This window comes from Streptomyces sp. NBC_01232 (assembly GCF_035989885.1).
Classification (GTDB): domain Bacteria; phylum Actinomycetota; class Actinomycetes; order Streptomycetales; family Streptomycetaceae; genus Streptomyces.
In genome coordinates, this window is sequence record NZ_CP108518.1 from 8,230,795 (window position 1) to 8,252,522 (window position 21,728).

General features: G+C 75.8%; 18 protein-coding genes. 10 read left to right on the forward strand and 8 right to left on the reverse strand.

What is annotated here, in order from left to right:
- The first annotated feature begins 106 nt into the window (after nt 1–106).
- Genes OG444_RS37830 through OG444_RS37840 form a run of 3 tightly spaced genes read left to right on the forward strand, consistent with a single transcriptional unit; the run spans nt 107 to nt 7,034 of the window.
- Nucleotides 107–1,264 carry an ATP-binding protein gene (locus OG444_RS37830; RefSeq protein ID WP_327266394.1) on the forward strand — a complete coding sequence of 386 codons (1,158 nt, stop codon included), beginning with the start codon at nt 107–109 and terminating at the stop codon, nt 1,262–1,264.
- On the forward strand, nt 1,261–5,148 hold the full coding sequence (locus tag OG444_RS37835; protein WP_327266395.1) for a vWA domain-containing protein: 3,888 nt from the start codon (nt 1,261–1,263) through the stop codon (nt 5,146–5,148). Before OG444_RS37830 ends, OG444_RS37835 begins: the two co-directional genes overlap by 4 nt.
- Nucleotides 5,145–7,034, forward strand: coding sequence for a hypothetical protein (locus OG444_RS37840; RefSeq protein ID WP_327266396.1), 1,890 nt, complete (start codon nt 5,145–5,147; stop codon nt 7,032–7,034). Before OG444_RS37835 ends, OG444_RS37840 begins: the two co-directional genes overlap by 4 nt.
- A gap of 25 nt (nt 7,035–7,059) precedes the next feature.
- Here the strand turns inward: OG444_RS37840 and OG444_RS37845 are convergent, their stop codons facing one another.
- On the reverse strand, nt 7,060–7,539 hold the full coding sequence (locus OG444_RS37845; protein WP_327266397.1) for an HAD domain-containing protein: 480 nt from the start codon (nt 7,537–7,539) through the stop codon (nt 7,060–7,062).
- A gap of 546 nt (nt 7,540–8,085) precedes the next feature.
- On the opposite strand from OG444_RS37845, the gene OG444_RS37850 reads away from it, so the two are divergent.
- A complete protein-coding gene (locus OG444_RS37850) occupies nt 8,086–8,760 on the forward strand; it encodes a hypothetical protein (protein WP_327266398.1) in 675 nt (224 codons plus the stop codon).
- On the opposite strand, the gene OG444_RS37855 is transcribed toward OG444_RS37850, so the two are convergent.
- On the reverse strand, nt 8,744–10,351 hold the full coding sequence (locus OG444_RS37855) for a carboxylesterase/lipase family protein (protein ID WP_327266399.1): 1,608 nt from the start codon (nt 10,349–10,351) through the stop codon (nt 8,744–8,746). The two genes, OG444_RS37850 and OG444_RS37855, sit on opposite strands and share 17 nt — an antisense overlap.
- A gap of 168 nt (nt 10,352–10,519) precedes the next feature.
- Between OG444_RS37855 and OG444_RS37860 the strand changes: the two genes are divergently transcribed.
- Nucleotides 10,520–11,473 (forward strand): hypothetical protein, encoded by a 954-nt coding sequence (locus OG444_RS37860; RefSeq protein WP_327266400.1) that lies wholly within the window; start codon nt 10,520–10,522, stop codon nt 11,471–11,473.
- An 81-nt stretch (nt 11,474–11,554) separates the two neighbouring features.
- Here the strand turns inward: OG444_RS37860 and OG444_RS37865 are convergent, their stop codons facing one another.
- From OG444_RS37865 to OG444_RS37875, 3 genes are read right to left on the reverse strand one after another with little or no spacing between them, the layout of a single operon-like run.
- A complete protein-coding gene (locus OG444_RS37865; RefSeq protein WP_327266401.1) occupies nt 11,555–12,586 on the reverse strand; it encodes an NAD(P)/FAD-dependent oxidoreductase in 1,032 nt (343 codons plus the stop codon).
- Nucleotides 12,583–13,188: an isoprenylcysteine carboxyl methyltransferase family protein gene (locus tag OG444_RS37870; protein WP_383195758.1), complete on the reverse strand. Its 606-nt coding sequence runs from the start codon at nt 13,186–13,188 to the stop codon at nt 12,583–12,585. The genes OG444_RS37865 and OG444_RS37870 overlap by 4 nt, the downstream gene beginning before the upstream one ends.
- Nucleotides 13,189–13,192: 4 nt before the next feature.
- Entirely contained in the window at nt 13,193–14,254 is a 1,062-nt protein-coding gene (locus tag OG444_RS37875) for a type III polyketide synthase (protein WP_327266402.1), read from the reverse strand.
- Between the two features lie 76 nt (nt 14,255–14,330).
- Here OG444_RS37875 and OG444_RS37880 point away from each other — a divergent pair, with 76 nt between their 5' ends.
- A complete protein-coding gene (locus OG444_RS37880; protein ID WP_327266403.1) occupies nt 14,331–15,212 on the forward strand; it encodes a UbiA family prenyltransferase in 882 nt (293 codons plus the stop codon).
- 19 nt (nt 15,213–15,231) lie between these two features.
- On the opposite strand, the gene OG444_RS37885 is transcribed toward OG444_RS37880, so the two are convergent.
- Together OG444_RS37885 and OG444_RS37890 are read right to left on the reverse strand one after the other, a co-directional pair.
- Nucleotides 15,232–16,266, reverse strand: coding sequence for a PHP domain-containing protein (locus OG444_RS37885; RefSeq protein ID WP_327266404.1), 1,035 nt, complete (start codon nt 16,264–16,266; stop codon nt 15,232–15,234).
- Nucleotides 16,267–16,319: 53 nt separating this feature from the next.
- The gene (locus OG444_RS37890; RefSeq protein ID WP_327266405.1) at nt 16,320–16,805 is read right to left on the reverse strand and encodes a MarR family winged helix-turn-helix transcriptional regulator; all 486 of its coding nucleotides are present in this window, start codon (nt 16,803–16,805) and stop codon (nt 16,320–16,322) included.
- A gap of 128 nt (nt 16,806–16,933) precedes the next feature.
- On the opposite strand from OG444_RS37890, the gene OG444_RS37895 reads away from it, so the two are divergent.
- On the forward strand, nt 16,934–17,344 hold the full coding sequence (locus OG444_RS37895; RefSeq protein ID WP_327266406.1) for an organic hydroperoxide resistance protein: 411 nt from the start codon (nt 16,934–16,936) through the stop codon (nt 17,342–17,344).
- A 78-nt stretch (nt 17,345–17,422) separates the two neighbouring features.
- A complete protein-coding gene (locus OG444_RS37900; RefSeq protein WP_327266407.1) occupies nt 17,423–19,075 on the forward strand; it encodes an FAD-dependent monooxygenase in 1,653 nt (550 codons plus the stop codon).
- A 4-nt stretch (nt 19,076–19,079) separates the two neighbouring features.
- Here the strand turns inward: OG444_RS37900 and OG444_RS37905 are convergent, their stop codons facing one another.
- Nucleotides 19,080–19,439, reverse strand: a complete 360-nt coding sequence (locus tag OG444_RS37905; protein ID WP_327266408.1) for a DUF6204 family protein — start codon at nt 19,437–19,439, stop codon at nt 19,080–19,082.
- A gap of 192 nt (nt 19,440–19,631) precedes the next feature.
- Between OG444_RS37905 and OG444_RS37910 the strand changes: the two genes are divergently transcribed.
- Together OG444_RS37910 and OG444_RS37915 are read left to right on the forward strand one after the other, a co-directional pair.
- On the forward strand, nt 19,632–20,909 hold the full coding sequence (locus tag OG444_RS37910; RefSeq protein ID WP_327266409.1) for a VWA domain-containing protein: 1,278 nt from the start codon (nt 19,632–19,634) through the stop codon (nt 20,907–20,909).
- Nucleotides 20,909–21,709 carry a hypothetical protein gene (locus OG444_RS37915; RefSeq protein WP_327266410.1) on the forward strand — a complete coding sequence of 267 codons (801 nt, stop codon included), beginning with the start codon at nt 20,909–20,911 and terminating at the stop codon, nt 21,707–21,709. The genes OG444_RS37910 and OG444_RS37915 overlap by 1 nt, the downstream gene beginning before the upstream one ends.
- Nucleotides 21,710–21,728: the final 19 nt, after the last annotated feature.

A 21,728-nucleotide genomic window follows, 5' to 3' on the forward strand; every position in this document is an offset into this window, starting at 1 on the left:
CGGCCGGCGCGGCCGCCCCCGCACACCGGAAACGGCGCGGCGCACCTGCCCGCAGGTGCGCCGCGCCCCCGGACCATCCGCCCGTTGCACAGCCCAGAGGAACCCGATGACCGTCACCGAACAATCCGCCCCCGCCGCCCGGCAGGTGCTGCCCGCCGAGGAGCGCCACGCCGCCGAGCTCGCCTTCCTGGCCGCCCAGGACCCGGGCCCCCGCCCGCCCGGCTGGGCCCTGACCCCGCGCGCCGTCGTCACCTTCGTCTGCGGCAGCGACGGGGCCGAACTGGCCCTGCCGAAGCGCCGCGCCGGACTCCCGGCCAAGCTGGCCATCGCCCCCAAGTTCGTCGGCGAACGCGCCCTCGTCGAGCGCTGCGTCGTCACCCTCGCCGGAGAGCGCGGCCTGCTCCTCACCGGCGAGCCCGGTACCGCCAAGTCGATGCTGTCCGAGCTGCTGGCGGCCGCCGTCAGCGGCACCAGCGCCCTGACCGTCCAGGGCACCGCCGGCACGACCGAGGACGCCTTCCGCTACGGCTGGAACTACGCCCTGCTGCTCGCCCAGGGCCCCACCCCGCAGGCCCTGGTCGACTCCCCGGTGCTCTCCGCCATGCGCACCGGACGTGTCGTCCGCGTCGAGGAGATCACCCGCTGCCTGCCCGAGGTGCAGGACGCGCTCGTGTCGATCCTCTCGGACCGGCGGATCAGCGTGCCCGAACTGACCGCCACCGAGGACGCCGTGGTCTCCGCGGCACCCGGCTTCACCGTCATCGCCACAGCCAACCTGCGTGACCGCGGCGTCTCGGAGATGTCCGCCGCCCTCAAGCGCCGCTTCAACTTCGAGACCGTCGCGCCGATCGCCGACGCGGACGCGGAGGCCACGCTCATCCGCCGCCAGGCCGTCGCCGCCGTCCAGCGGGCCGGCGCCGCCTTCGGCGTCGACGACGCCGTGCTCGACGCCCTGGTCACCGTCTTCCGCGATCTGCGCTCCGGACGCTCCGCCGAGGGCTGGGACGTGGAACGCCCCGGTACGGTCATGTCCACCGCCGAAGCCGTCCAGGTGGCCGCCTCGCTCGGGGTCGCCGCCGCGTACCTGCCGGGCGGGGACGTGCTGGACCTGCTCCCGGGCCACCTGCTGGGCGTCGTGCGCAAGGACGACCCGGCCGACCACGGACGGCTGCTGGGGTACTGGGACGGCCCGGTCCGGCGCCGGGCCGAGGACGGCTCGCCGATGTGGCGCCGCCTCTGGGACCTGCGCGGGAGCCTGCGTTGACGCACACCGACCCGCGCGCCGCGGTCGACGCCCTCGCCGCGGCCCGTGAGCCGTACCTCATCGGGGTGCGCCACCACAGCCCCGCGCTGGCCGCCGTGGTTCCCGACCTGCTGGACGCCTCGGGCGCGGACGTGGTCTGCGTCGAGCTCCCGGAGGAGTTCCAGCCGTGGCTGGAGCACCTCGCCGACCCGGAGACGGTCGCGCCGGTCGCCCTGGCGGGCACGGGGGAGGACGGCCGGCTGGCGTTCTACCCGTTCGCGGACTTCTCCCCGGAGCTCGCCGCGATCCGCTGGGCCCGCCGGTCCGGCGCGGCCGTCATCTGCTGCGACCTCCCGCTGTCGGACCGCGGCTGGACCCGCCCGACGGCGGCTCCGTCCCCGTCCCCGACCCCGTCCCCGACTTCGGCCCCGGGCGAGGGCCCCGGGCAGGATCCGGCGGCGGACCCCGGTTCGGACCGGGCCCCGGGCACTGGACGGGGCGCGGACCCGAAGCAGGGCTCGGACCCGGCCGGAGCGTTCGCCGGGCAGCGGCCCGGCGGGTCCTTCGCCGACGGCCTCACCGCTGCCGGCACGGGGCGTGACGGCGACGACCTGTGGGACCGGGCCGTGGAGGTCCTCGCGCCCGGCTGCACCCCGGAAGCCGTACGCCGTGCGGCACTGGGCGTCGGCTGGGCGCTGCGCGCCGACACGAGCGCCGTCCCGGCGACGGACCTGGCCCGCGAGGCCCACATGCGGGGCGTGATCGCAGGCGCGGTCGCCGCCGGCCACCGCGTGGCCGCCGTGATCGGCGCGTTCCACGCCCCCGTCCTTCCCGGCACGGCCGCCGACAGCGCGCCGGCCGCCCACGGCAACGGCCCGGGGGCCGGCTGCGCCCACGACTGCGACGCGGACGCAGGGGCCAAGTCCGGCTGCGGCCGGTGCTCCGGCTCCGGCGCCGATCCGGGCTCCGCCCACGACCACGATGCGGACTCCGGCCACCGGTCCGGCGCCGAGGCCGGCACCGGCCTCGAGCCGCACCGGGCCGGGGCCAGGGGTGTGCCCGGGCCGCGGGACGGCGGCGCCGCCTCCGCGGTGCCGGCCGCGGGCTCCGACCCGGCCGTCACCTCCTTCGTGCCGTACTCCTTCGACCTGCTCGACTCCCGCTCCGGATACCCCGCAGGGATCCGGGACCCGCGCTGGCAGCAGGCCGTCCTGGAAGCCGGCGGCGACCCCGGCCGGGTCCGCGAGGCCGCCTCCGTGGCCGTCACCGGACTCTGCCGGGAGCTGCGCCGCGCCGGGCACACCGCGGGCACCGGCGAGGCCGCCGAAACCCTGCGCCTCGCCTGCGACCTCGCCACCCTGCGCGCGCTCCCCGCGCCCGGCCGCGGCGAGCTCCTCGAAGCCGTGACCACCGTGCTCGGCCAGGGCGAACCGCTCGGCCGGGGCCGGGCGCTGGCCCGCGCCCTCGAGGCCGTGCTCGTCGGCACGGCCCGCGGCCGGATCACCCCGCACGCGCCGCGCTCCGGCCTCGGCCCCTCCGTCGAGGCCGAACTCGCCGCGCTGCGGCTGCCGGCCCCCGAGGACCCCGCGCCCCGCGAGATCCGCCTCGACCCGCTCCGCTCCGCCCTCGACGGCCGCCGCGAGGTCCTGCTGCAACGGCTCCTCGTGTGCGGCGCCTCCTACGGCGAGCCCCTCACCGTCGCCGCCACCGGCGACGGCACCGCCCTCGGCACCAAGTGGCGGCTGTCCTGGACGCCTTCCGTCCCGGCCCGGCTGGACCTCGCCGGGGTGCGCGGCGTCACCGCCGGACAGGCGGCCGCCGGCACGCTGCGCGAAACCGCCCGCCGCGCCGCCGCCGACGGCGGGCCGACCCCGGCGCAGATCCTGGCCGGCCTGGCCGCCGCCGCGCGGTGCGACCTGCCCGAGCTGGTCGACGTACGCCTCCACGAGGCGGCCACCGCCCTGCCGCAGACCGCGACCCTGCCCGAACTCCTCGACGCCCTCGACCTCCTGGAGGCCCTCCACCGCGGCCACCTGCCCGGCACCTCGCCCGCTTCCCGGGCCGCCTCCGCCGGCCTCGCCGGGGACCTCCTCGAAGCGGCCGTGCGCTGCCTGCCCGGCCTCGCCGGGAGCGAGGACCCCGCCGACGCGACCGCCCTCGTGGCCCTCGCCGACCGCGCCGCCGCCCACCACCTGGGCCTGCGCACGGACGACGCCCTGGCGGCCCTGGCCGACTCGGCGTCCCCGCTGATGCAGGGCGCCGCCCTGGCCGTACGGGTCCTCCTCGACCTCGACCCTGCCGCGGAGCTCGGCGGCCGCGCCGCCGGATGGATCGACAGCGCGGGCACCGCCGACACCCGGCGCGCCCTCACCCGGCGGCTCGGGGGACTCCTCACCGCCGCCGGACCCCTGCTGCAGTCCTCGCCGGCGGCCCTCACCCCGCTCCTCGACCGCGTGGAGCACCTCGCCGACCAGGACTTCCTCGACCGGCTCCCGGCCCTGCGCGGGGGCTTCGACGCCCTGTCGCCCGCCGCCCGTGACCGGCTGCTGGACACCGTCACCGAGCGACTCGGCGACCGGATCGACCTCGCGCTCGACGCGTCACCCGCCCTGCTCGCCCTGTGGGCCGCCGCCGACGCCGCCGGACTCGCCGCCCTGAAGGCCCTCCCGCTGCCCGGCCCACCGGCCGCGCCGGACACCCCGACGCCGACGCCGCCGACGCCGGCCCCGGTCCCCGAGGCCCCCGACACGGCCCCGAGCCGGCAGTCCGGCGGGGGCGACGGCCTGCGGCTCGCCCCCGCCGACCGCTGGCGGCTGCTGCTCGGCCGCGAACGCGACCGGCTCCCCGCGGGCGCCCGCCGCTACGCCCACGCGCTGGACGAGCTGTACGGCGCCGGGCGCGGCGAAGGCTCCGCCGACCTCGAAACCGGCCAGGGCCGGGGCGGCGGCCAGGACGCCTCCTTCCCCACCGCCCGTGAGTGGTCGCAGGAGCTGGAGGCGCTGTTCGGCGCCGACGTACGGGAGGAGGTGCTGGCAGGAGCGGCCGAAGCGGGCCGCACCGACGTCCTCACCCAGCTCGATCCGGCGGCCGTACGGCCCTCCGTGGAACTGCTGAGCTCCGTACTGTCCCTCGCCGGCGGGCTGCCCGAGGCCCAACTCGCCCAGCTGCGACCCCTGGTGAAGAGGCTCGTGGACGAACTCGCCAAGGAGCTCGCCACCCGGATGCGCCCGGCCCTCTCCGGCCTCGCCACCCCGCGCCCCACCCGCCGCCCCGGCGGCCGGCTCGACCTGGCCCGTACCCTGCGCGCCAACCTCGCGCACACCCGGCGCCGGGCCGACGGCAGCGTGGTCGTCGTCCCGGAACGGCCCGTCTTCAGCACCCGGGCGAGCCGCGAGGCCGACTGGCGGCTGATCCTGGTCGTCGACGTCTCCGGCTCCATGGAGGCCTCCGTCATCTGGTCGGCCCTGACCGCGGCCGTGCTGGGCGGCGTACCGACCCTGTCCACCCACTTCCTCGCCTTCTCCACCCAGGTCGTGGACCTCACCGACCGGGTCGAGGACCCGCTCTCCCTGCTGCTGGAGGTCCGCGTCGGCGGCGGCACGCACATCGCCGCCGGTCTCGCGCACGCCCGCTCCCTGATCACCGTCCCGAGCCGCACCCTCGTCGTCGTGGTCAGCGACTTCGAGGAGGGCGCGCCGATCGGCGGGCTCCTCGGCGAGGTCCGCGCGCTGGCCGCGTCCGGCGCCCACCTGCTGGGCTGCGCCGCGCTCGACGACGAGGGGACGCCCCGGTACTCGGTCCCGGTCGCGCGGCAACTCGTGGCGGCCGGCATGCCCGTGGCCGCCCTCAGTCCCCTCGCCCTCGCCCGCTGGGTGGGCGACCGCCTCCGTGGAGAGTCCCGTTGAGCACCGAACTGCCGCCCGTCGCCCCCGAGGTGCTCGCCGAAGCCGTCGAGAACCTCACCCCCCGCCTGCGCAAGAAGCTGGACGCCGCCACCGAGGGCTGCGCAGCGGGCGCCACCGCCGGGGCGGACGGCACCGTCACCCTCCGCTTCGGCGAGGACGCCCTCGTCACCCTGCGCCCCGGTCCGGCGGGTGCGATCACCACGGCGGAACAGGCCACGTGCAGCTGCCTGCTGGCGCCGCGCTGCCTGCACCGGGCCGCGGCCCTGGGCGCGGCCCCGCTCGCGGACACACCGCCCGAGCCCGAGCCCGAGCCCGAGCCGGAGCCGGAGCCCGGGCCGGAGCCGGCCGTGGACCGGGGGCCGGACCCGGCCACGGCAGCCGCGTCCCGCGAACCTACGTCGACCGCCGAGCCCGCGGCCCCCACCGAACCTCCGCCGGCCCTCACCGGGGCCCAGCTGCGCGCCGCGGCCGCCCTCTGGCACGTGGCCGCAGAAGCCCTCGCCGCCGGGGTCACGGCGGGCGGAGCGGTGGTCCAGGCCGAACTGCTGCGCGCCGCGCACACCGCCCGCCTCACCGGGCTGCCGCGCGCGGAAGCAGCCGCCCTGCGGGTCGTACGCGGCCTGCGCGCCGCCCGCGAACGCCGGGCCGGGCAGCGGCTCGGCGACCTCACCGGAGCCTTCCGCGAACTCCTGCACACGGCCGCAGTGCTGGCCTCCGGATCCGCCGACCCCGCACTGACCGGCACCGCCCGCCGGGCCTACGCGCCGGGCGGCAGTCTCCAGGTGCAGGGCCTGTGCCGGGAACCCGTGCTCTCCGCCACCGGATACGGCGGAGTGGTCACCCACCTGATGGCCCCGGACGGCACCCGCTACTCGGTCTCGGACGTCCGCCCCGGCGGCCTGGCCCGCGCCCGCGGAGCCGGTTCCGCCTCCGTCGCCCTCGGCGGCGCCGTCCTCGACCACGCAGGCCTCGCCCGCGGAGGCCTGCGCATCGTCGGCGCGACGGTCTCCCCGGAGGGCCGGCTCGGCGCCGGACGCGGGGTCAGGGCCACCCCGCTGCCCGGCATCGCCTGGACCGAACGGCCCGCAGCCCCGCTCTTCGCCCGCCCGGCCGCCGAGGCCGTCGCCGAACTGCTGGCGGACCCGGACGGAACCGAGTCCGCGCTGCTCGGCTGCGACGTCACCGTCGTCGGAGCGGCCGGCGAACACCTCCTCGTCCGCGAGACGCGCCCGGACGCGCCCCTGCTGCGACTGCTGCCCGCACACCCGCACCCGGAGCTGGCGCACACGGACAACCTGCGCCGCATCGCCTCGTACCCCGGTCTCCGGCTGCGCGTCCTGGGCCGCCCCGACCTGGACCGCGCCGCCACGCTCCGCCCGCTGGCCGTCGGCCCGGTGCCGGGAGCGGACTACACGCTGCGACTGCCCGAGGAATGGCTGGGCCGGGCCGACCTCGGCTACGACCGCCTCCAGGGCATGCACTTCCCGGCGGGGGCCGCCCTCGCCCCGGAGCCCGCGGCTGCCGACGGCCCGGACCCGCTGGCCGACTCCCCGCTGTGGCGGGTGCGCCGCCTCCTGGAGACCGGGGTCGCGGGCGGCCGCCGTGCCCTGGCCGAGACGGCCCGCGGAACGGCGTCCCTGGCCTCGGCCTCGTACGCGCCGCTGCGCCGGGCCGGTCTCACCGCGGCGGCGGACCTGGCCGCCGCCCTGGCCGCGGAGGCCGACCGCCGTCCCCGCGACGTCTTCGGCCGGCTGGCCGACCCCTCGCCCGACGGCTACGCCTGGGCCTGGCTGGCCGCGGCCACCCACCTGGCGGCGGCGGAACGCTCCCTGATCGCCGCGTCCTGGAAGGCCGGTCCGGGCGAGGCGCAGCCCGCGCCGCGCTGAGATCCGCCCAGTCGGCGCACGGCGGTCAGTCCGGGCGCAGCCACGCGCGCAGTGCGCCGAGGTCCGCCCCGGTCAGACCCCGTCCCGGATCGACCCGGTGCAGGAGCGCCCGGTCCGGGTGCCGGGCGGCCACCCAGGCGCGGTCGGCGCCGGTGATCTCGTCGTCGACCCAGATGAAGGGGCGCCCCGCCGCGTGGTCGAGGAGGGCCGGGGTCTTCCAGTGGAGCCCGCCCCGCCCGTCCTCGTCGGAAGGCTCCGGCCAGGCCACCACGGGCAGCTCCGGGAGGCCGAGCCGGGGCGCCACGCACTCGTTGGCCTCCTCCATCCACGTCGTGGCCCACACGAGCTCGCAGGGCAGCGCCGCCAGCAGGGGGCCGAGCGCGGGATCGATCCGGGCGAGCAGGGGGTTGGCGCCGTCGCCCGGCGGATACGGGCCGGCGCCGAAGGGGATCAGGGGGCCGTCGACGTCGAGGTAGAGCAGGGCGCGGCCCGTGGAACCCGTCATGGGGCCACCCTAGGCCGTCTCTTTCGGATCTTGTCGAGCCCGCGCTGCCCGGCACCGCACCTCGCTGTGTTGTCGGGGCTCCCGAGTACGTCCAGTACGCGGGGAGCTCCTCCGCCTTGCGATGCACGGCACCGGGCAACGCGGGCTTGGCCGACAAGATCCGAAAGAGACGGCCTAAGGGCTGTCCCGTAATCCGCGCTGGGTCAGCGCACGGCGTCAGATGCGGTGCATCGCAAGGCGGAGGGTCGTACTCATACCGGGCGTATTCGGGCGATCCGACAACGCAGCGAGGTGCCGTAGCTGGCGTCGTGCGCCCGCCGGGGATTACGGGACAGCCCTTAGTCCTCCCGGGCCGGAGGGTGATCGTGGTGCGAGAGGGTGTGACCGACGCTGTGGCGAGCGCTGCGTGATGACCCACCGGGCCCGGCCCGGCCTTCCGCGCTCGCCGCTGATCCCGAGGGGATCGCGAGGGGGACCGCGACGGGGCGCGACAACGCGGGAACCCCTGATGCCCCGATCGCCTCTTGGTGGTCGAGGGGGATGGACATGACGAAGACAGCAAGGTCATTGACCGGACGGCTGCTGGTGACGGGGCTCCTGTGCGCCGTTGTCGCGGCGTGCGGGACCACACGGGCGGGGCAGGCCGCGCCGCCCGCCGGCATACCCACGCTCGCTCCGGCCGACTGCGATCTCGATCCGCCGACGGACGAGGGCTCGGGCGGGAACGCCGGGCCGCCGACCGACGAGCAGACGGGCGCGTACGCCGGGCCGCCCACCGACGAGGAGACGGGCGCGTACGCAGGTCCCCCGACCGACGGCGAGACCGGTGCGTATGCGGGGCCGCCGACCGACGGCGAGACCGGTGCCTACGTCGGCCCGCCGACCGACGGGGAGATCGGCAACGGCGGGGGCCCCTGCGGCCCGGCCGACTGGTTCGACATGACCCGGGACTTCAGCGCCTACTACCTGAAGCACCGGGAGACGTCCGAGGAGGGCTACACATACCCCGAAGCGGTCAAGGAGACCCGCGTCCGCAAGGTGCACACCGTCGGCGAGGCGCGGATCACCTTCACCACCAGGGAAGTGGGCAAGGGCCGCGCCGAAGCCGCCCGCAGGATCGCCGCGCGGTTCGCCGCCTGGCGGCACGAGGTCTACGGGGACACGGGCACGGTGACGCTCCTGGTTCCGGACGACGGGGTGGTCGTCACCGAGTCCTGGTGACCCCGGGCCACCGCGCGTCCCAGAGCGCGCAGTGGTGTTCGGCCCGGGCGTCCACCGTACGGATCCCACCGGCCCCCGGCGCCAGCGACAGCACCGAGCTCCCGTTCCGGTCGCGCGGCCACGGCGGGGCCCCCGGCGCCGCCGGAACACCGGTGCGGGCGAATGCCGTCCAGTAGCCGGTCATCCGGTCCGCGAGCCGGCGCTGCGGTTCGGTCAGCGGCACCACCGTGAACAGATAGGGCAGTTCGAAGCCGTGGGCCGCGCCGTACGGCAGGTCCGGCGGCTCCGGCAGCCCGGTGAAGTCCGGCGCGCCCCGGTCGCTGAACCGGTACGCGTACACCGGCACGTGCCGGCCGAGCGCCGCGCCGTCCCGCAGCGTCGGGCAGACGAACGACGCGTCGGTCAGTACGGTGGCCCACGCCACCGCCGGTGTCGCGAAGGCGGACACCGGATAGGAGGCCTCCACCGCGCGGGCGGTCGGCGCGTCGAAGGACTGCGCCAACCGGGCCCGGTAGGCCCCCTCGTCGGGGATCGGGTACGCGGCCAGGGTCTGCGCGAGGAAGAGGCGCATCTCGTCCCGGTTGGCGCCCTGGATCACCGGCACCCGGTGGAACCGGCCGGCCTCCAGCGCCCGCCGCGGCTCCAGGGGCAGCGCGTCGTTGCCGTAGGAGACCAGCGAGAAGCGCTGCATCAGCTCGGCGGTGGCCAGGGCGGCCGGGTCCAGCCGGCGCAGGCAGTCCAGTACCCCGCCGGGCCGGTCGCAGCCGAGCCGGGCCGCCGCCAGGGCGCCGTCCGCCACCGTCCGCCGCTCCGGCACGAAGGGCTCGTACGTGCCGAGGCCGGGCAGCAGGGCCCGCGGGGGCGCCGTGGTCGAGCACGATCCGCTCTGCACGATCGCCCGGTGGAACAGGCCCGCCGAGGCCGGGGACGTCAGGTGCGCGCACACGCTGAGGGCCCCGGCCGATTCACCGAAGACGGTGACGTGGCGGGGGTCCGCGCCGAAGCGTTCCGCGTTCGCCCGCACCCAGCGCAGCGCCGCCCGCTGGTCCGCGAGGGCGAAACCGGGGGCTCCGCCGAGCTCCGGATGGCCGAACAGGCCGAAGACGCCCAGCCGGTAGTTCACGGTCACCACCACGGCGCCGCCCTGCACGGCCGCCCGGTCGGGCCGGTAGGCGTCGCCCGCGCCGCTGAAGAAGCCGCCGCCGTGGAACCAGACCATGACGGGACGCGGCAGGCCGGCGGCAGCGCGGCCCGCCGGAGCGGTGACGTTGAGGTAGAGGCAGTCCTCCGAGCCGGTCGGTCCGCCCGGCCCCACTACGGGCAGCTGCACGCAGCGCGGACCGGCGGCCCCGGCATCGCGCACACCTTCCCAGCGCCGCACCGGCTCCGGCAGCCGCCAGCGCAGCGGGCCGGTCGGAGGAGCGGCGAAGGGAATGCCCTCGAAGGTGTCGTACGCGCCGTGCCCGACGCCCCGGACCGCCCCCCGGTCGGTGTCCACCACCGGCCGGTCCGGCCCGGGCGCGGCGCCCAGCAGCAGTACGACGGGCAGGAGGAGCGCGCAGCGGCGACGGACCTGGCGAAAGTCGGGCACGGTCGACGCCCTTTCCCCATGGGATCCGGGAGGAGACCCCCGTTTGCCCGCCCCGAATGGCGCAGTGAGCGGAAGTGGCACTCAATGTAACAAAGCGTGCGCTTCCCATGACGCACGATGACCGGCGCGCGATTGCGTAGACCCGCGCGTCGGCGAACGGAGCTTTCCATGAATGACCCCATCACCCTCGCGGCGAAACAGCACGACGACGACCGCCACGGGATCCCCGACCCCATCGCACCGGACGAGCCGATCACGCCGCCCATGCGGACCCTGCTGGAGACGGCGGCCACCTGCCGTCCGGTCGAGGAGGTCACCGCACTCGTGAGCCTCCTCAAGGAGGGCGGCCCGCTGCCCGACGCCGGGCACGACGCGCTGCGCACGGCCGCCGTGACCCGGCCCGTGCAGGATGTACGGCGGATGGTCGCCCTCCTGGGCGAGTCGCCGCAGGAGGTGGCCGAGGCGGACCTCACGCTGCGCGCCGCCGCCGTCGGACGGTCCATCGAGGACGTCGCCCTGCTGGTGACCATCCTCGGCAAGGAGGACGCGGCCGAGGCGGAGCGTCAGCGCCGCACCCCACCAGCCGGTCCGGCCGTCGCGCCGGGCGCCGTGTTCCCCGCCGCGCCCGAAGCCCCGTACGAGGCGCCGTACGTCCCCCCGTACGCGGAGCTCTACGACGCCCCCTACCAGGAGCCGCCCCGGCGCACCGCCGCCGTCGACCCGCCCGCCGCCTCCCGCGTCCGGGCACTGCGCCACGTGCTGCGCTGGCCGGTGGCTGCCGCCCTGCTGGTGAGCGGCGCCCTGCACCTGCCGAACGACCTGACGGCCCTGCAGTCCGCGGCCCCTGTCGACTACCTGCCCCTTGTCGCCACTGTGCTGTGCCTGGTGAGCGGAGCACTGGTGGCGCTCCGGGACACCCCGGCGGTGTGGCGGGCGGTCGCCGCCACGGCGCTCGGCGTCGTCGCCCTCCACGTGCTCGGCGGGTCGATGCAGTACGACCCGCTGGAGGGCGCGGTGGGCGGCACCCTGGCCTGGGCGGGCATCACCGTCATGCTGTGCGCGGCGGCCGGCGCCGTCCTCGCCGGCCTGGCGCTCAGGAACCACCGGGAGAGCTCGGCCTGACCGGCCGCCGACCCCGCACGGCACCCCGCGCCCCGCGCGCGGGGTGCCGTTCCGCGTCAGGCCGCGTCCGGCCGCCCGCGGTCACGCGAGCAGGTTCACCGCCCCCGTGAACACGCGGGGGAGACGGGCGGCCAGCGGGACGATCCGTGGCGCGAGCCGCGGCCGGTGACGGGCCCACAGCAGGGACGCGGTGAGGGCGCGGTAGCTGCGCGAGAGATCCCGCCAGGCCTGCTCGTAGGCCTGCGGACGCCCCGCCCGCACGCACCGCACCAGCTCGCCCGCCGCCGTCACGGCCAGGGTGAGGCCCTCACCGGTCAGCGCGTCCACGTACCCGGCCGCGTCCCCCACGAACAGCACGCGCCCCGCCACCCGTACGCGAGCCCCCTGGCGCAGCGGCCCGGCCCCGCGCACCGCCGTCGCGGTTCCCGCCGCCGCTGCCAGCCGCTGCGACAGCACCGGGAAGCGGGCCAGCTGTACGTCGAAGGGGGCCTGATCGGAGGTCAGGACGGCCACGCCGATCCGGTCGGGCGCCAGCGGGGTGACGTAGGCCTCGCACCGCTGCGACCAGTGCACCTCGACGAGGTCGCTCCACGGCGGGACGGCGTAGTGGCGGCGCAGTCCGTAGCGCGCCGGGCGGCGCGGCGCGAGCGGCGCCGACAGGCCGAGCCCGCGGCGGACGGGGGAGTGCAGGCCGTCCGCCGCGACGAGGTAGCGGGCCGTGAGCCCGGCCGCCTCGACCTGGTGGACGTCCTGGCGCACCTGGTCGACGCGCCCGGGGACCACCCGTACGCCGAGCTGCGCGGCGCGTTCGGCCAGCGCGGCCTGCAGCTCCGTGCGCCGGGAGCCGAGGCCCGGGCCGGACCGGAAGAGCCCCTCCGCGCTGCGGCCGCTCTCGCCGTCGACGTAGCGGATGCCGTGGAACGGCTGCCCTGTGACGGGGACGCCCAGCTCCCGCAGGTGGCGTACCCCGCCCGGCATGAGGCCCTCCCCGCAGGCCTTGTCGATGGGGGTGGCCCTCGGCTCCACGACCACGGCCTCGAGGCCGGCGAGCGCGCCGTGGATGGCGGTGGCCAGTCCGGCCGGACCGCCGCCGGCGATCAGCAGGTCGATCACGAGGCGGCGCCGGCCGAGGGGACGGAGGCGGGCGCCCGCAGCCGGCCGCCGTCGGTGAGGGCTGCGTCCTCGCAGCCGATCCGTACGCGCAGCAGCACCAGGTTGAGCACGGTGAAGCCGATCGCGGTCAGCCACGCGGAGTGCACCAGCGGCAGGGCGACGCCCTCAGCGACCACGGCCACGTAGTTGGGGTGGCGCAGCAGCCGGTACGGTCCGGCCTCCACCAGCGGTAGTCCGGGAACGACGAGCACACGGGTGTTCCAGCGCCGCCCGAGGGTGGCGATGCACCACCAGCGGAGGCCCTGGGCGGCCACGGCGACGCCGAGGGCCGTCCAGCCGAGCAGCGGGATGAACGGCCGTCCGGCAGCCCAGGGTTCCACCGCACAGCCCACGAGCAGCGCGGTGTGCAGGGCGACCATGGCCGGGTAGTGGCCGCGGCCGTACTCGCGGCCGCCGCGGGCCAGGCTCCAGGCGGTGTGGCGGCGGGCGGTGACCAGTTCGGCGAGCCGCTCGGCGGCGACGAGGCCGATGAGCAGCAGGTACAGGGTGAGTGAGGTGGTGGCGGTGAAGGCGGGCAGGGAGATCGGGCTCATCGAGATCATCGGGTCACCAGCGCAGGAGGACGAGTTCGGAGGCGAAACCCGGGCCGAAGGCGAGCATCAGCCCGACCGATCCGGGCGGAGGCGGTCCCGCGCTCTGGACGGAGTCCAGGATGTGCAGGACCGACGCGGAGGAGAGGTTTCCGACGGCCGCGAGCGAACGCCGGCTGGCGGCGAAGGCCGACTCCGGCAGCGCCAGTGCGTCCGAGAGCGTGTCGAGGATCTTGGGGCCGCCGGGATGGCAGATCCACGCGCCGACGTCCGCGGGCTTGAGGTCGTGCGCGGCGAGGAAGGACTCGACCTCCTCGGCCACGTGCAGCCGGACCAGGTCCGGGAGTTCACGGCCGAGCACCATGCGCATCCCCCAGTGGCCGATGTCCCAGCCCAGGAGGTGCTCGGTGCCCGGGTACAGGCGGCTGCGGGCAGCCACCACCTCCGGTCCGGCGCCGGTGGCGTACAGGGGGTGGTCGCGGCCCACCGCGACCAGCGCACCCGCGCCGTCGCCGAAGAGCGCTCCGGCCACCAGGTTCGCCATCGAGGCGTCCGTGGACTGGAGGGTGAGGGAGCAGAGCTCGGTGGACAGCAGGAGGGCGGCGTGCCCGGTGCGGCCCGTCAGATGGTCGTGGAGGTGGCCCACTCCGGCGGCGCCGGCCGCGCACCCGAGGCCGAACAGCGGGACCCGCCGCACGTCGGGACGCAGGCCCGCGCGGGAGGCGAGGCGGGCCTCCAGCGAGGGGGTCGCGAGCCCGGTCACCGTGGTCGACATGACCAGATCGAGCTGCGCGGCCGTCAGGCCGGCGTCGGCGAGGGCGAGTTCCAGGGCCCGGGCGCCCAGCTCCAGGGCCGTCTCCAGGAAGAGGGCGTTGGTCGTGCCGAAGTCGTTCGCCGGGCCGTACCGCTCCAGCGGGAGCGCGAGATGCCGGCTGTCCACGCGCACCGAGCTGTGGACGCGGCGCAGCAGGGCGGTGTCGGAGCCCGGGGGCAGGAAGCGGGCGAGCGCCTCCGTGATCTCGGACTGGGGGTGGCGATGGGGCGGGAACACGCTGCGCACTGCCAGAACACGTGTCATTCCTTCACCATAGAAAACAACTGACACAGGGTCATGAATCAGGCGAACCGGGCGCGGCGCCGCATAGCGTGGCGCCGTGCCCGCGCGAACCACGCAGACCCACCGGCCCGCCACGGAGATCACCGGCGGCGCAGCACCCCGCTCCGCCGCCGCCGTCGCGGCCGGCCTGGCAGGGGCGTGCCATCCGCTGCCCGCCGCCGCCGTGACCCTGTTCGCCGCCGCCCTGGCCGCCGCCGCGGGCCACGGCCCCGTAGGGGCGGCCCTCACCGTGGGCGCGGTGGCCGCCGGACAGCTGTCGGTGGGCTGGTGCAACGACCGGGCCGACCTGCGGCGCGACCTGGCCACGGGGCGACCGGACAAACCGCTCGTCGCCGGTACGGTGACACCCGCGGCCGTGACCCGGGCCGCGGCCCTGGCCCTGCTGTTCTGCGTCCCGCTCTCCCTGGCCTGCGGGCTGCTCGCCGGCGCCGTGCACCTCGTCGGCGTGGCGGCCGCCTGGGCCTACAACCTCCGGCTCAAGCGCACGGCCGCCTCCTGGGTTCCCTACGCCCTGGCCTTCGGCCTGCTGCCCGCCTTCGTCACCCTCGGCCTGCCCGGTGCCCCCTGGCCGCCCCCGTGGCTGACGGCCGCCGCGGCCCTCCTCGGCGCGGGCGCCCACTTCGCCAATGTGCTGCCCGACATCGAGGACGATCTGGCCACCGGGGTGGCGGGGCTGCCGCAGCGGCTCGGGGTGCGGGCCTCGGCGGCGCTGGCCGGGCTGCTCGTCCTCGGCTCCACCGCCACCCTGGTGGTGGCACCAGCGGGGCGGGTGACGGCGTACGGCTGGCTGCTGCTGGCCGTGACCGCCGCGGCACTGCTCCTCGCGGCCCGCCGGCCCGCCGGAAGGCTCCCGTTCCTGGCCACGATGGCGGTGGCCGGGGCGGACGTGGTCCTGCTGGTCGTCGAACTCCGCTCCTGAGCCGCCTCCGCAAGGCCCGCTACGGAGCCTCCCGGGTGCGGGTCCAGGTCAGGAGCGCCTCCGCCGGCCACGTGTTGATGACGCGCCCCACCGGAACCTCGCACTCCACGGCCCGCTCGCAGCCGACGATCTGCCAGTCCAGCTGGCCCGGGGCGTGCGCGTCCGTGTCGATCGCGAAGAAGGTGCCGACCGCCACCGCGAGGCGCAGCAGCCGTCGCGGCGGGTCCAGGCGTTCGGGCCGGCTGTTGATCTCCACGGCGGTGCCGCTCTCCGCGCAGGCCGCGAAGACCGCCCCGGCGTCGAACTGCGACTCCGGACGGGTCCGGCCGGTGACCAGCCGCCCCGTGCAGTGGCCCAGTACGTCCATCAGCGGATTGCGCACGGCCGCCAGCAGCCGCCGCGTCATCGCGGGCGAGTCCATCCGCAGCTTCGAGTGCACCGAGCCGACCACCAGGTCGAGCCGTTCCAGCAGCTCCGGCTCCTGGTCCAGCCCGCCGTCGTCGAGGATGTCGCACTCGATCCCGGTGAGCAGCCGGAAGGGCGCCCAGGTGGCGTTGAGCTCGGCCACCACGTCCAGCTGCTCGCGCAGCCGCTCCGGCGAGAGCCCCCGGGCGACGGTCAGCCGTGGCGAGTGGTCGGTCAGTACGGCCCAGTCGTGGCCCAGCGCGGACGCCGCCCGGCCCATCGCCTCGATGGGGCTGCCGCCGTCGGACCAGTCCGAGTGCACGTGGCAGTCCCCGCGCAGCGCAGCCCGCAGGGCGGTGGCGGCGGGGGAGGCGGGCGGTCCCTCGGGGAGTGATGCGATCTCGTCCTCGAGCGCCTGCAGATAGGCGGGCACACCGCCGTCCACCGCTTCCCGTACGACCTGGGCCGTCTTGGGGCCGATGCCCTTCACGGACTCCAGGGAACCGGCCGCGATCCGCTCGGCCAGCTCGCCCTCGCCCATCCGCGTGACCACGGCCGCCGCGGACCGGAAGGCGTGTACCCGGTAGGTGGGGGCCTGCGCGCGCTCCAGCAGGAAGGCGATCCGGTCCAGCGCCGCAACCGGGTCCATCGCGCACCTCCTGCCTGCCGGCTCCCGGACCCAGTGTCCGGCGCGGGAGGCGGCTACGCCTCTCCGGTCTCCCGGGGCACAGCGGCGTCGAGGGCGGCGGTGAGGCGGCTCAGGCGGGCCTGGAGGTCGACGACCTCGGCGAGCTCGAAGCCGGTCGCGGCCGCGATCCGCCGGGGCACCTCCACCGCGCGGACGCGCAGCGCGGCGCCCTCCTCGGTCAGGTGGGCGTGCACGGACCGCTCGTCCTCGGTGCTGCGCTCGCGGCGGACCAGCCCGGCCGCCTCCAGCCGCTTGAGCAGCGGGGACAGCGTGCCCGAATCCAGCCGCAGGTGCCGGCCGATGTCCTTGACCGGCATCTCGCCGTGCTCCCACAGCACCAGCATCACCAGGTACTGGGGGTAGGTGAGCCCGAGGTCCTTGAGGACGACGCGGTAGAGGCCGCCGAAGGCACGGCTCGCGGCGTTCAGCGCGAAGCAGATCTGGCCGTCGAGGCGCAGGAAGTCCTGGTCGGGGTGGGTGGCGGTGGGCTGCTCGGTCATGCCGCCCAGTGTACCCGGGGTGAACTTGCGAGGCATTGAATTGTGCACAACTGAATTGTGTGCTCTAGTAGTGGAGCGCGGCCGACCACCGGCCGCCACCACGGTTCATTTCTGCGAGAGGACCTCTCATGGACGCGCTCTACACCGCTGTCGCCACCGCCAACGGCCGCGAGGGCCGCACCGTCAGCTCCGACGGCCAGATCGACCTCGCCCTCGCCATGCCCCCGGCGCTCGGCGGCAACGGTCAGGGCACCAACCCCGAGCAGCTCTTCGCGGCCGGCTACGCGGCCTGCTTCGCCAGCGCGCTCGGCCTCGTCGGCCGCCAGGCCAAGGCCGACACCAGCGAGGTCTCGGTCACCGCCGAGGTCTCCATCGGCAAGGACGGCGCCGGCTTCGGCCTCGCCGTCACCCTGCGCGTCGAGCTGCCCGAGTCCCTGGCCGGCGAGACCGGCGCCCTGCTGGTGAAGCAGGCGCACGAGGTCTGCCCGTACTCCCGCGCCACCCGCGGCAACATCGACGTGGACCTCGTCGTCGAGTAAAGAGATGCCGGACGCGCGGCGGGCGGCCACCATGGAGGGGCATCCACTCGTACGGGGGCCGCACGCCAGGAGGCGCCAGTGGCGCACACCTACGCAACGGACGTGCTCGTCGCAGGCGCCGGCCCGGTCGGACTGACCGCGGCCGGGGAGCTGCGCAGGAGGGGTGTCTCCTGCCGGATCGTCGACCGCCTGCCGGCCAGGCTGCCGTTCGCGAAGGCGGTCGGCATCCAGCCGCGCACCCTGGAGGTCTGGGACCGCATGGGGATGGTCCGCGCCGCACTGGAGGCGGCCGTCCCGATGCGGGGCCAGTTCCTCTACATCAACGGCGCCGAACAGGCCCGCACCGAGCTCTCCGTGCCGCCCGAAGTGCCGTACGGATTCGCGGCGCTGCCGCAGTACGAGACCGAGCGCGTCCTCGACGAGTTCCTGGGCCGGTTCGGAACGGCCGTCGAACGCGGCACCGAACTGGTGTCGTTCCGGCAGGACCCCGACGGGGTGACCTGCCGCCTGCACACCCCGTCCGGGGAAGAAGAGGTACGGACCCGGTTCCTCGTGGGCTGCGACGGCGCGCACAGCATCGTCCGCAAGGGGCTGGGCCTCAGCTTCGAGGGCGGGGCGTTCGCGGAGGAGTACATGCTCGCCGACGTGCGCGTCGACTGGGACCTGCCGCCCGGGTACGCCGTGCGCTCCATGCACCGCAACGGCGACGGGGCGGTCGACGACGTCCTGGTGTGCATCCCGCTGCCCGGCCACGGCCGGTACCGCATGTCGATGATGGTGCCGCCCGAACTCTCCACCGCACCGCAGGCCGATGCCGCCGGAGACGGCATCACCCATGGCCTGCAGAGCGGCCGCAGCCCCGGACTCGCCGACATCCAGGCCGTCGTGGACCGGCTTTCACCGCAGCCGACCACCGCCTCCGACATCCGCTGGACCTCGGTCTTCCGCATCAGCCACCGGATCGTCGACCGCTACGGCGACGGCCGGGTCTTCGTCGCCGGAGACGCGGCGCACATCCACCCGCCGACCGGCGCCCAGGGCATGAACACCGGTATCCAGGACGCCTGGAACCTGGCCTGGAAGATCGCCCTCGCCGTCGGGGACGGCACGGCCCACTCCCGCATGCTCGCCAGCTACGACGCCGAGCGGCGCCCCGTCGGCGAAGAGGTCGTCGGCCGCACCGTGCGGCACGCCGTCGAGGGGATGGAGAACGACCCGGACGACCCGGCGACCCTGATGATGCGCGAGGCCCAGCTCCTCGTCGGCTACCGCGGGAGCCCGATCGTGGACCCGCCCGGCGACGGACCGGGACCCCGTCCGGGCGACCGGGCCCCCGACTGCTCCGGCCTCACCCGGCCCGTCGCCGCCTACCCGATGCGCCTGTACGACGTCCTGCGCGAGCGGGAACACGTACTGCTGCTCTACGGAGCCGGCCCCGTCACCGGATCCGGGCTCGACGCACTCGTCCGTACGGCACGGGACCTCTCCGGCGGCCGGATGGAGGTCTGCGTGCTGCTCCCGGCCGGTGCGGACGCCGACACCGGCTTCGAGGCCGACGGGACACCACTGCCGGTGTACCGCGACAGCCGGGGCGAGTTCGCCCGCCTCTACGCCGCCGAGGAGCCGACGGCCTTCGTGATCCGCCCGGACGGGTACCTGGGCGCCCGGCTCTCCCCGCCCGCCCCGCAGCCGCTGGCAACCCACCTCGCGGCCGTCTTCCCCGCGAACTGATCCGTCAGGCGCGGGCGGCGGCCTCCCGGCGCTGCCGCTTGCCGAGCGGGGCCAGCGACATGTCCTGGGCCTGCGACTTCAGCGGCTTGAAGCCGTACCCGTGCTCGGTCAGCCAGCTCTCCGCCGCCAGCTCCGCACGGGCCGTCGCATCGAGAATGTCCTCCTCCGCCTCACCCGAATCCAGGAAGCGGAAGGTGAAGAAGGGGCGGGCCGCCAGGTCGTACGACAGGTGGCCCTCGGTGGTGAAGCGCGCGCGCAGCATGTCGTGCTCGGGCGCGGCGGCGAGCAGCTCGGCCGTCTGGTCGTCGGTCAGGGAGTCGAACGAGCCGCGGACGGTGATACGGAAGGTACGGGTAGCACTCATCCCCGGAGCCTAGATCGGGCACTCCGTCCCCTGCACCCGGATATCCGCCGGTCCGCCCCGGCCCGTCGGCCCCGTCGGCCCCGGCCGCCCCGCCGACACCGGCGAAGGCCCGTACGGACCGCACGCACACCCCGAAAGGCCCGTCCGGGAGCACGTTTTGGATAGTCGGACGATCCTCAATACGATCCGGCGATGATCACTAGAAAACGGCTTGCGGTCGGGGCGTGCGGCCTGCTCGCCGCCCTGGCCGTCGGGCTCTTCCCGGCGAGCGCCACCGCCGCCGACGAACCGACGGCGAAGGAACCCCCCAAGGTCGACCTCGTCCTCGACGTCAGCGGCTCCATGCGGGCCAACGACATCGACGGACAGTCCCGCATGGCAGCGGCCAAGCAGGCCTTCAACGAGGTCATCGACGCGGTCCCCGCCGAGGTGCGCCTCGGCATACGGACCCTGGGTGCCGACTACGCGGGGGAGGACCGGGCGGTCGGCTGCAAGGACACCAAGCAGCTCTACCCGGTCGGACCGCTCGACCGGACCGAGGCGAAGACCGCCGTGGCGACCCTCGCCCCCACCGGCTGGACCCCGATCGGCCCCGCCCTGCTCGGCGCGGCCCAGGACCTCGAGGGCGGCAACGCCACCAAGCGGATCGTGCTCATCACGGACGGCGAGGACACCTGCGCCCCGCTCGATCCGTGCGAAGTGGCGCGCGACATCGCCGCCAAGGGCATCCACCTGGTCATCGACACCCTCGGCCTGGTCCCGGACGCCAAGACCCGGGCCCAGCTGACCTGCATCGCCGAGGCCACCGGCGGTACCTACACCTCCGTGCAGCACAAGGCGGAACTCTCCAGCAGAGTGCGCCAACTCGTCGACCGGGCCGCGGACCCGGTCGTCAACCCGGTCGCCACCGAGGGCGCGAAGCAGTGCGAGGGCGCACCTCAGCTGAAGGCCGGCCTCTACAGCGACCGCGAGACCTTCGGCGAACACCGCTGGTACCGGGTCGACGTCCTGCCGGGCCAGGAACTGCGCGCCTCCGTCAGCATCGGCGCCGACCGCGCCGTCAACAACGACTACGGCGTACTGCTGCGCGCCACCACCGTCCACGGGCGGGAGATCGTGCGCGGCTCGGAGGCCGGTGACGGGCGCACCGACGTCCTCTCCACCGGACTGCGTTACCCGAAGGCCGAGACCGACGGCGCGGACTCGGACGACAAGCCCGTGCCCGAGACCGTCTGCCTCCAGGTCAGCAACTCCTTCTCCGCTCCCGCGTCCGTCAAGACGACCCCGGGCATGCCCGTCGAGCTCACCATCGATGTGGTGGACGGACCCGACGAGGCCTCCGACGTGGCCGCCTTCGGCCTCGGGCGGGGCTGGTGGCTGCTGGCCGTACTGGCACTCGCCGGACTGCTGGCCGGTCTGGTGTGGGGATGGATCTCCCGCTGGCGCATCTCCGTCTGGAGGACCAACTGATGCGTGGAGCACGCAGACTGACCGCTTCCCTGCTGGCCGCGGCCGCCGCCCTCACCGTGGCGGGCACGGCCATGGGCACCGCCGTCGCGGACACGCCCTCGCCGAGTGCCACCGCCTCCGCGAGCCCGGGCGGCGCCAAGGCCGAAGCAGCCCCCACCGAGGCGGGCACCAGCTTCCGTACCGCCGCGGCGTTCCGCCCGGGCCAGAAGGCCACGGCCGGCGCGTCCAGCGGTGACTACCTCTACTGGGTGGTGCCGATCGACGCGCAGCAGCGCGTCACGGTGAAGGCCGCCGTCACCCTGCCCGAGTCGAAGGCCCGCCACGGCGCCTCGACCTGGCAGATCGACGTGTACGACGGACTGCGCCGCCGCCAGGCCTGCACCTACGGGACGCAGACCGCGGCCGCCGCCAAGGACGCCGCCACCGTCGAACTGTCCTGCACCCTGCGCACCGTCCGCGCCGGCGCCGAGCCGTGGGCCAACGACCCGCTGCCGGGCAGCTACTACGTACGCCTGACGGTCGTCGACCTGCCGGACGAGGACCTGGGCCTGCCGGTCCGGGCGTCCGTCGAGGCCGAGGTGAAGGAGACCGGCGGCAGCCAGGCGGTCGACGCCGCACTCTCCACCCCGCTGGTCGCCGGCACCGTGACGGCGACCCTGCGCGAGCCCGAGGACGGCTGGTCCGGCGGCTGGTGGTCGGACCGCTGGATCTGGACGGCCGCGGGCGGCGCGCTCGCGGCCCTCGCGGGCCTCTTCGGATACTCCCTGACGCGCGGCTCCGGCCGCCCGCCCCGGGCCTGAACGAAGGGGAGGCCGCGGC

Bases quoted from the DNA above. Each gene is read 5' to 3' on its own strand.
- OG444_RS37830 (WP_327266394.1), top strand. From the start codon at position 107: ATGACCGTCACCGAACAATCCGCCCCCGCCGCCCGGCAGGTGCTGCCC.
- OG444_RS37845 (WP_327266397.1), bottom strand. From the start codon at position 7,539: ATGACGGGTTCCACGGGCCGCGCCCTGCTCTACCTCGACGTCGACGGC.
- OG444_RS37850 (WP_327266398.1), top strand. From the start codon at position 8,086: ATGACGAAGACAGCAAGGTCATTGACCGGACGGCTGCTGGTGACGGGG.
- OG444_RS37860 (WP_327266400.1), top strand. From the start codon at position 10,520: ATGAATGACCCCATCACCCTCGCGGCGAAACAGCACGACGACGACCGC.
- OG444_RS37870 (WP_383195758.1), bottom strand. From the start codon at position 13,188: ATGATCTCGATGAGCCCGATCTCCCTGCCCGCCTTCACCGCCACCACC.
- OG444_RS37875 (WP_327266402.1), bottom strand. From the start codon at position 14,254: ATGACACGTGTTCTGGCAGTGCGCAGCGTGTTCCCGCCCCATCGCCAC.
- OG444_RS37885 (WP_327266404.1), bottom strand. From the start codon at position 16,266: ATGGACCCGGTTGCGGCGCTGGACCGGATCGCCTTCCTGCTGGAGCGC.
- OG444_RS37890 (WP_327266405.1), bottom strand. From the start codon at position 16,805: ATGACCGAGCAGCCCACCGCCACCCACCCCGACCAGGACTTCCTGCGC.
- OG444_RS37895 (WP_327266406.1), top strand. From the start codon at position 16,934: ATGGACGCGCTCTACACCGCTGTCGCCACCGCCAACGGCCGCGAGGGC.
- OG444_RS37905 (WP_327266408.1), bottom strand. From the start codon at position 19,439: ATGAGTGCTACCCGTACCTTCCGTATCACCGTCCGCGGCTCGTTCGAC.
- OG444_RS37910 (WP_327266409.1), top strand. From the start codon at position 19,632: ATGATCACTAGAAAACGGCTTGCGGTCGGGGCGTGCGGCCTGCTCGCC.
- OG444_RS37915 (WP_327266410.1), top strand. From the start codon at position 20,909: ATGCGTGGAGCACGCAGACTGACCGCTTCCCTGCTGGCCGCGGCCGCC.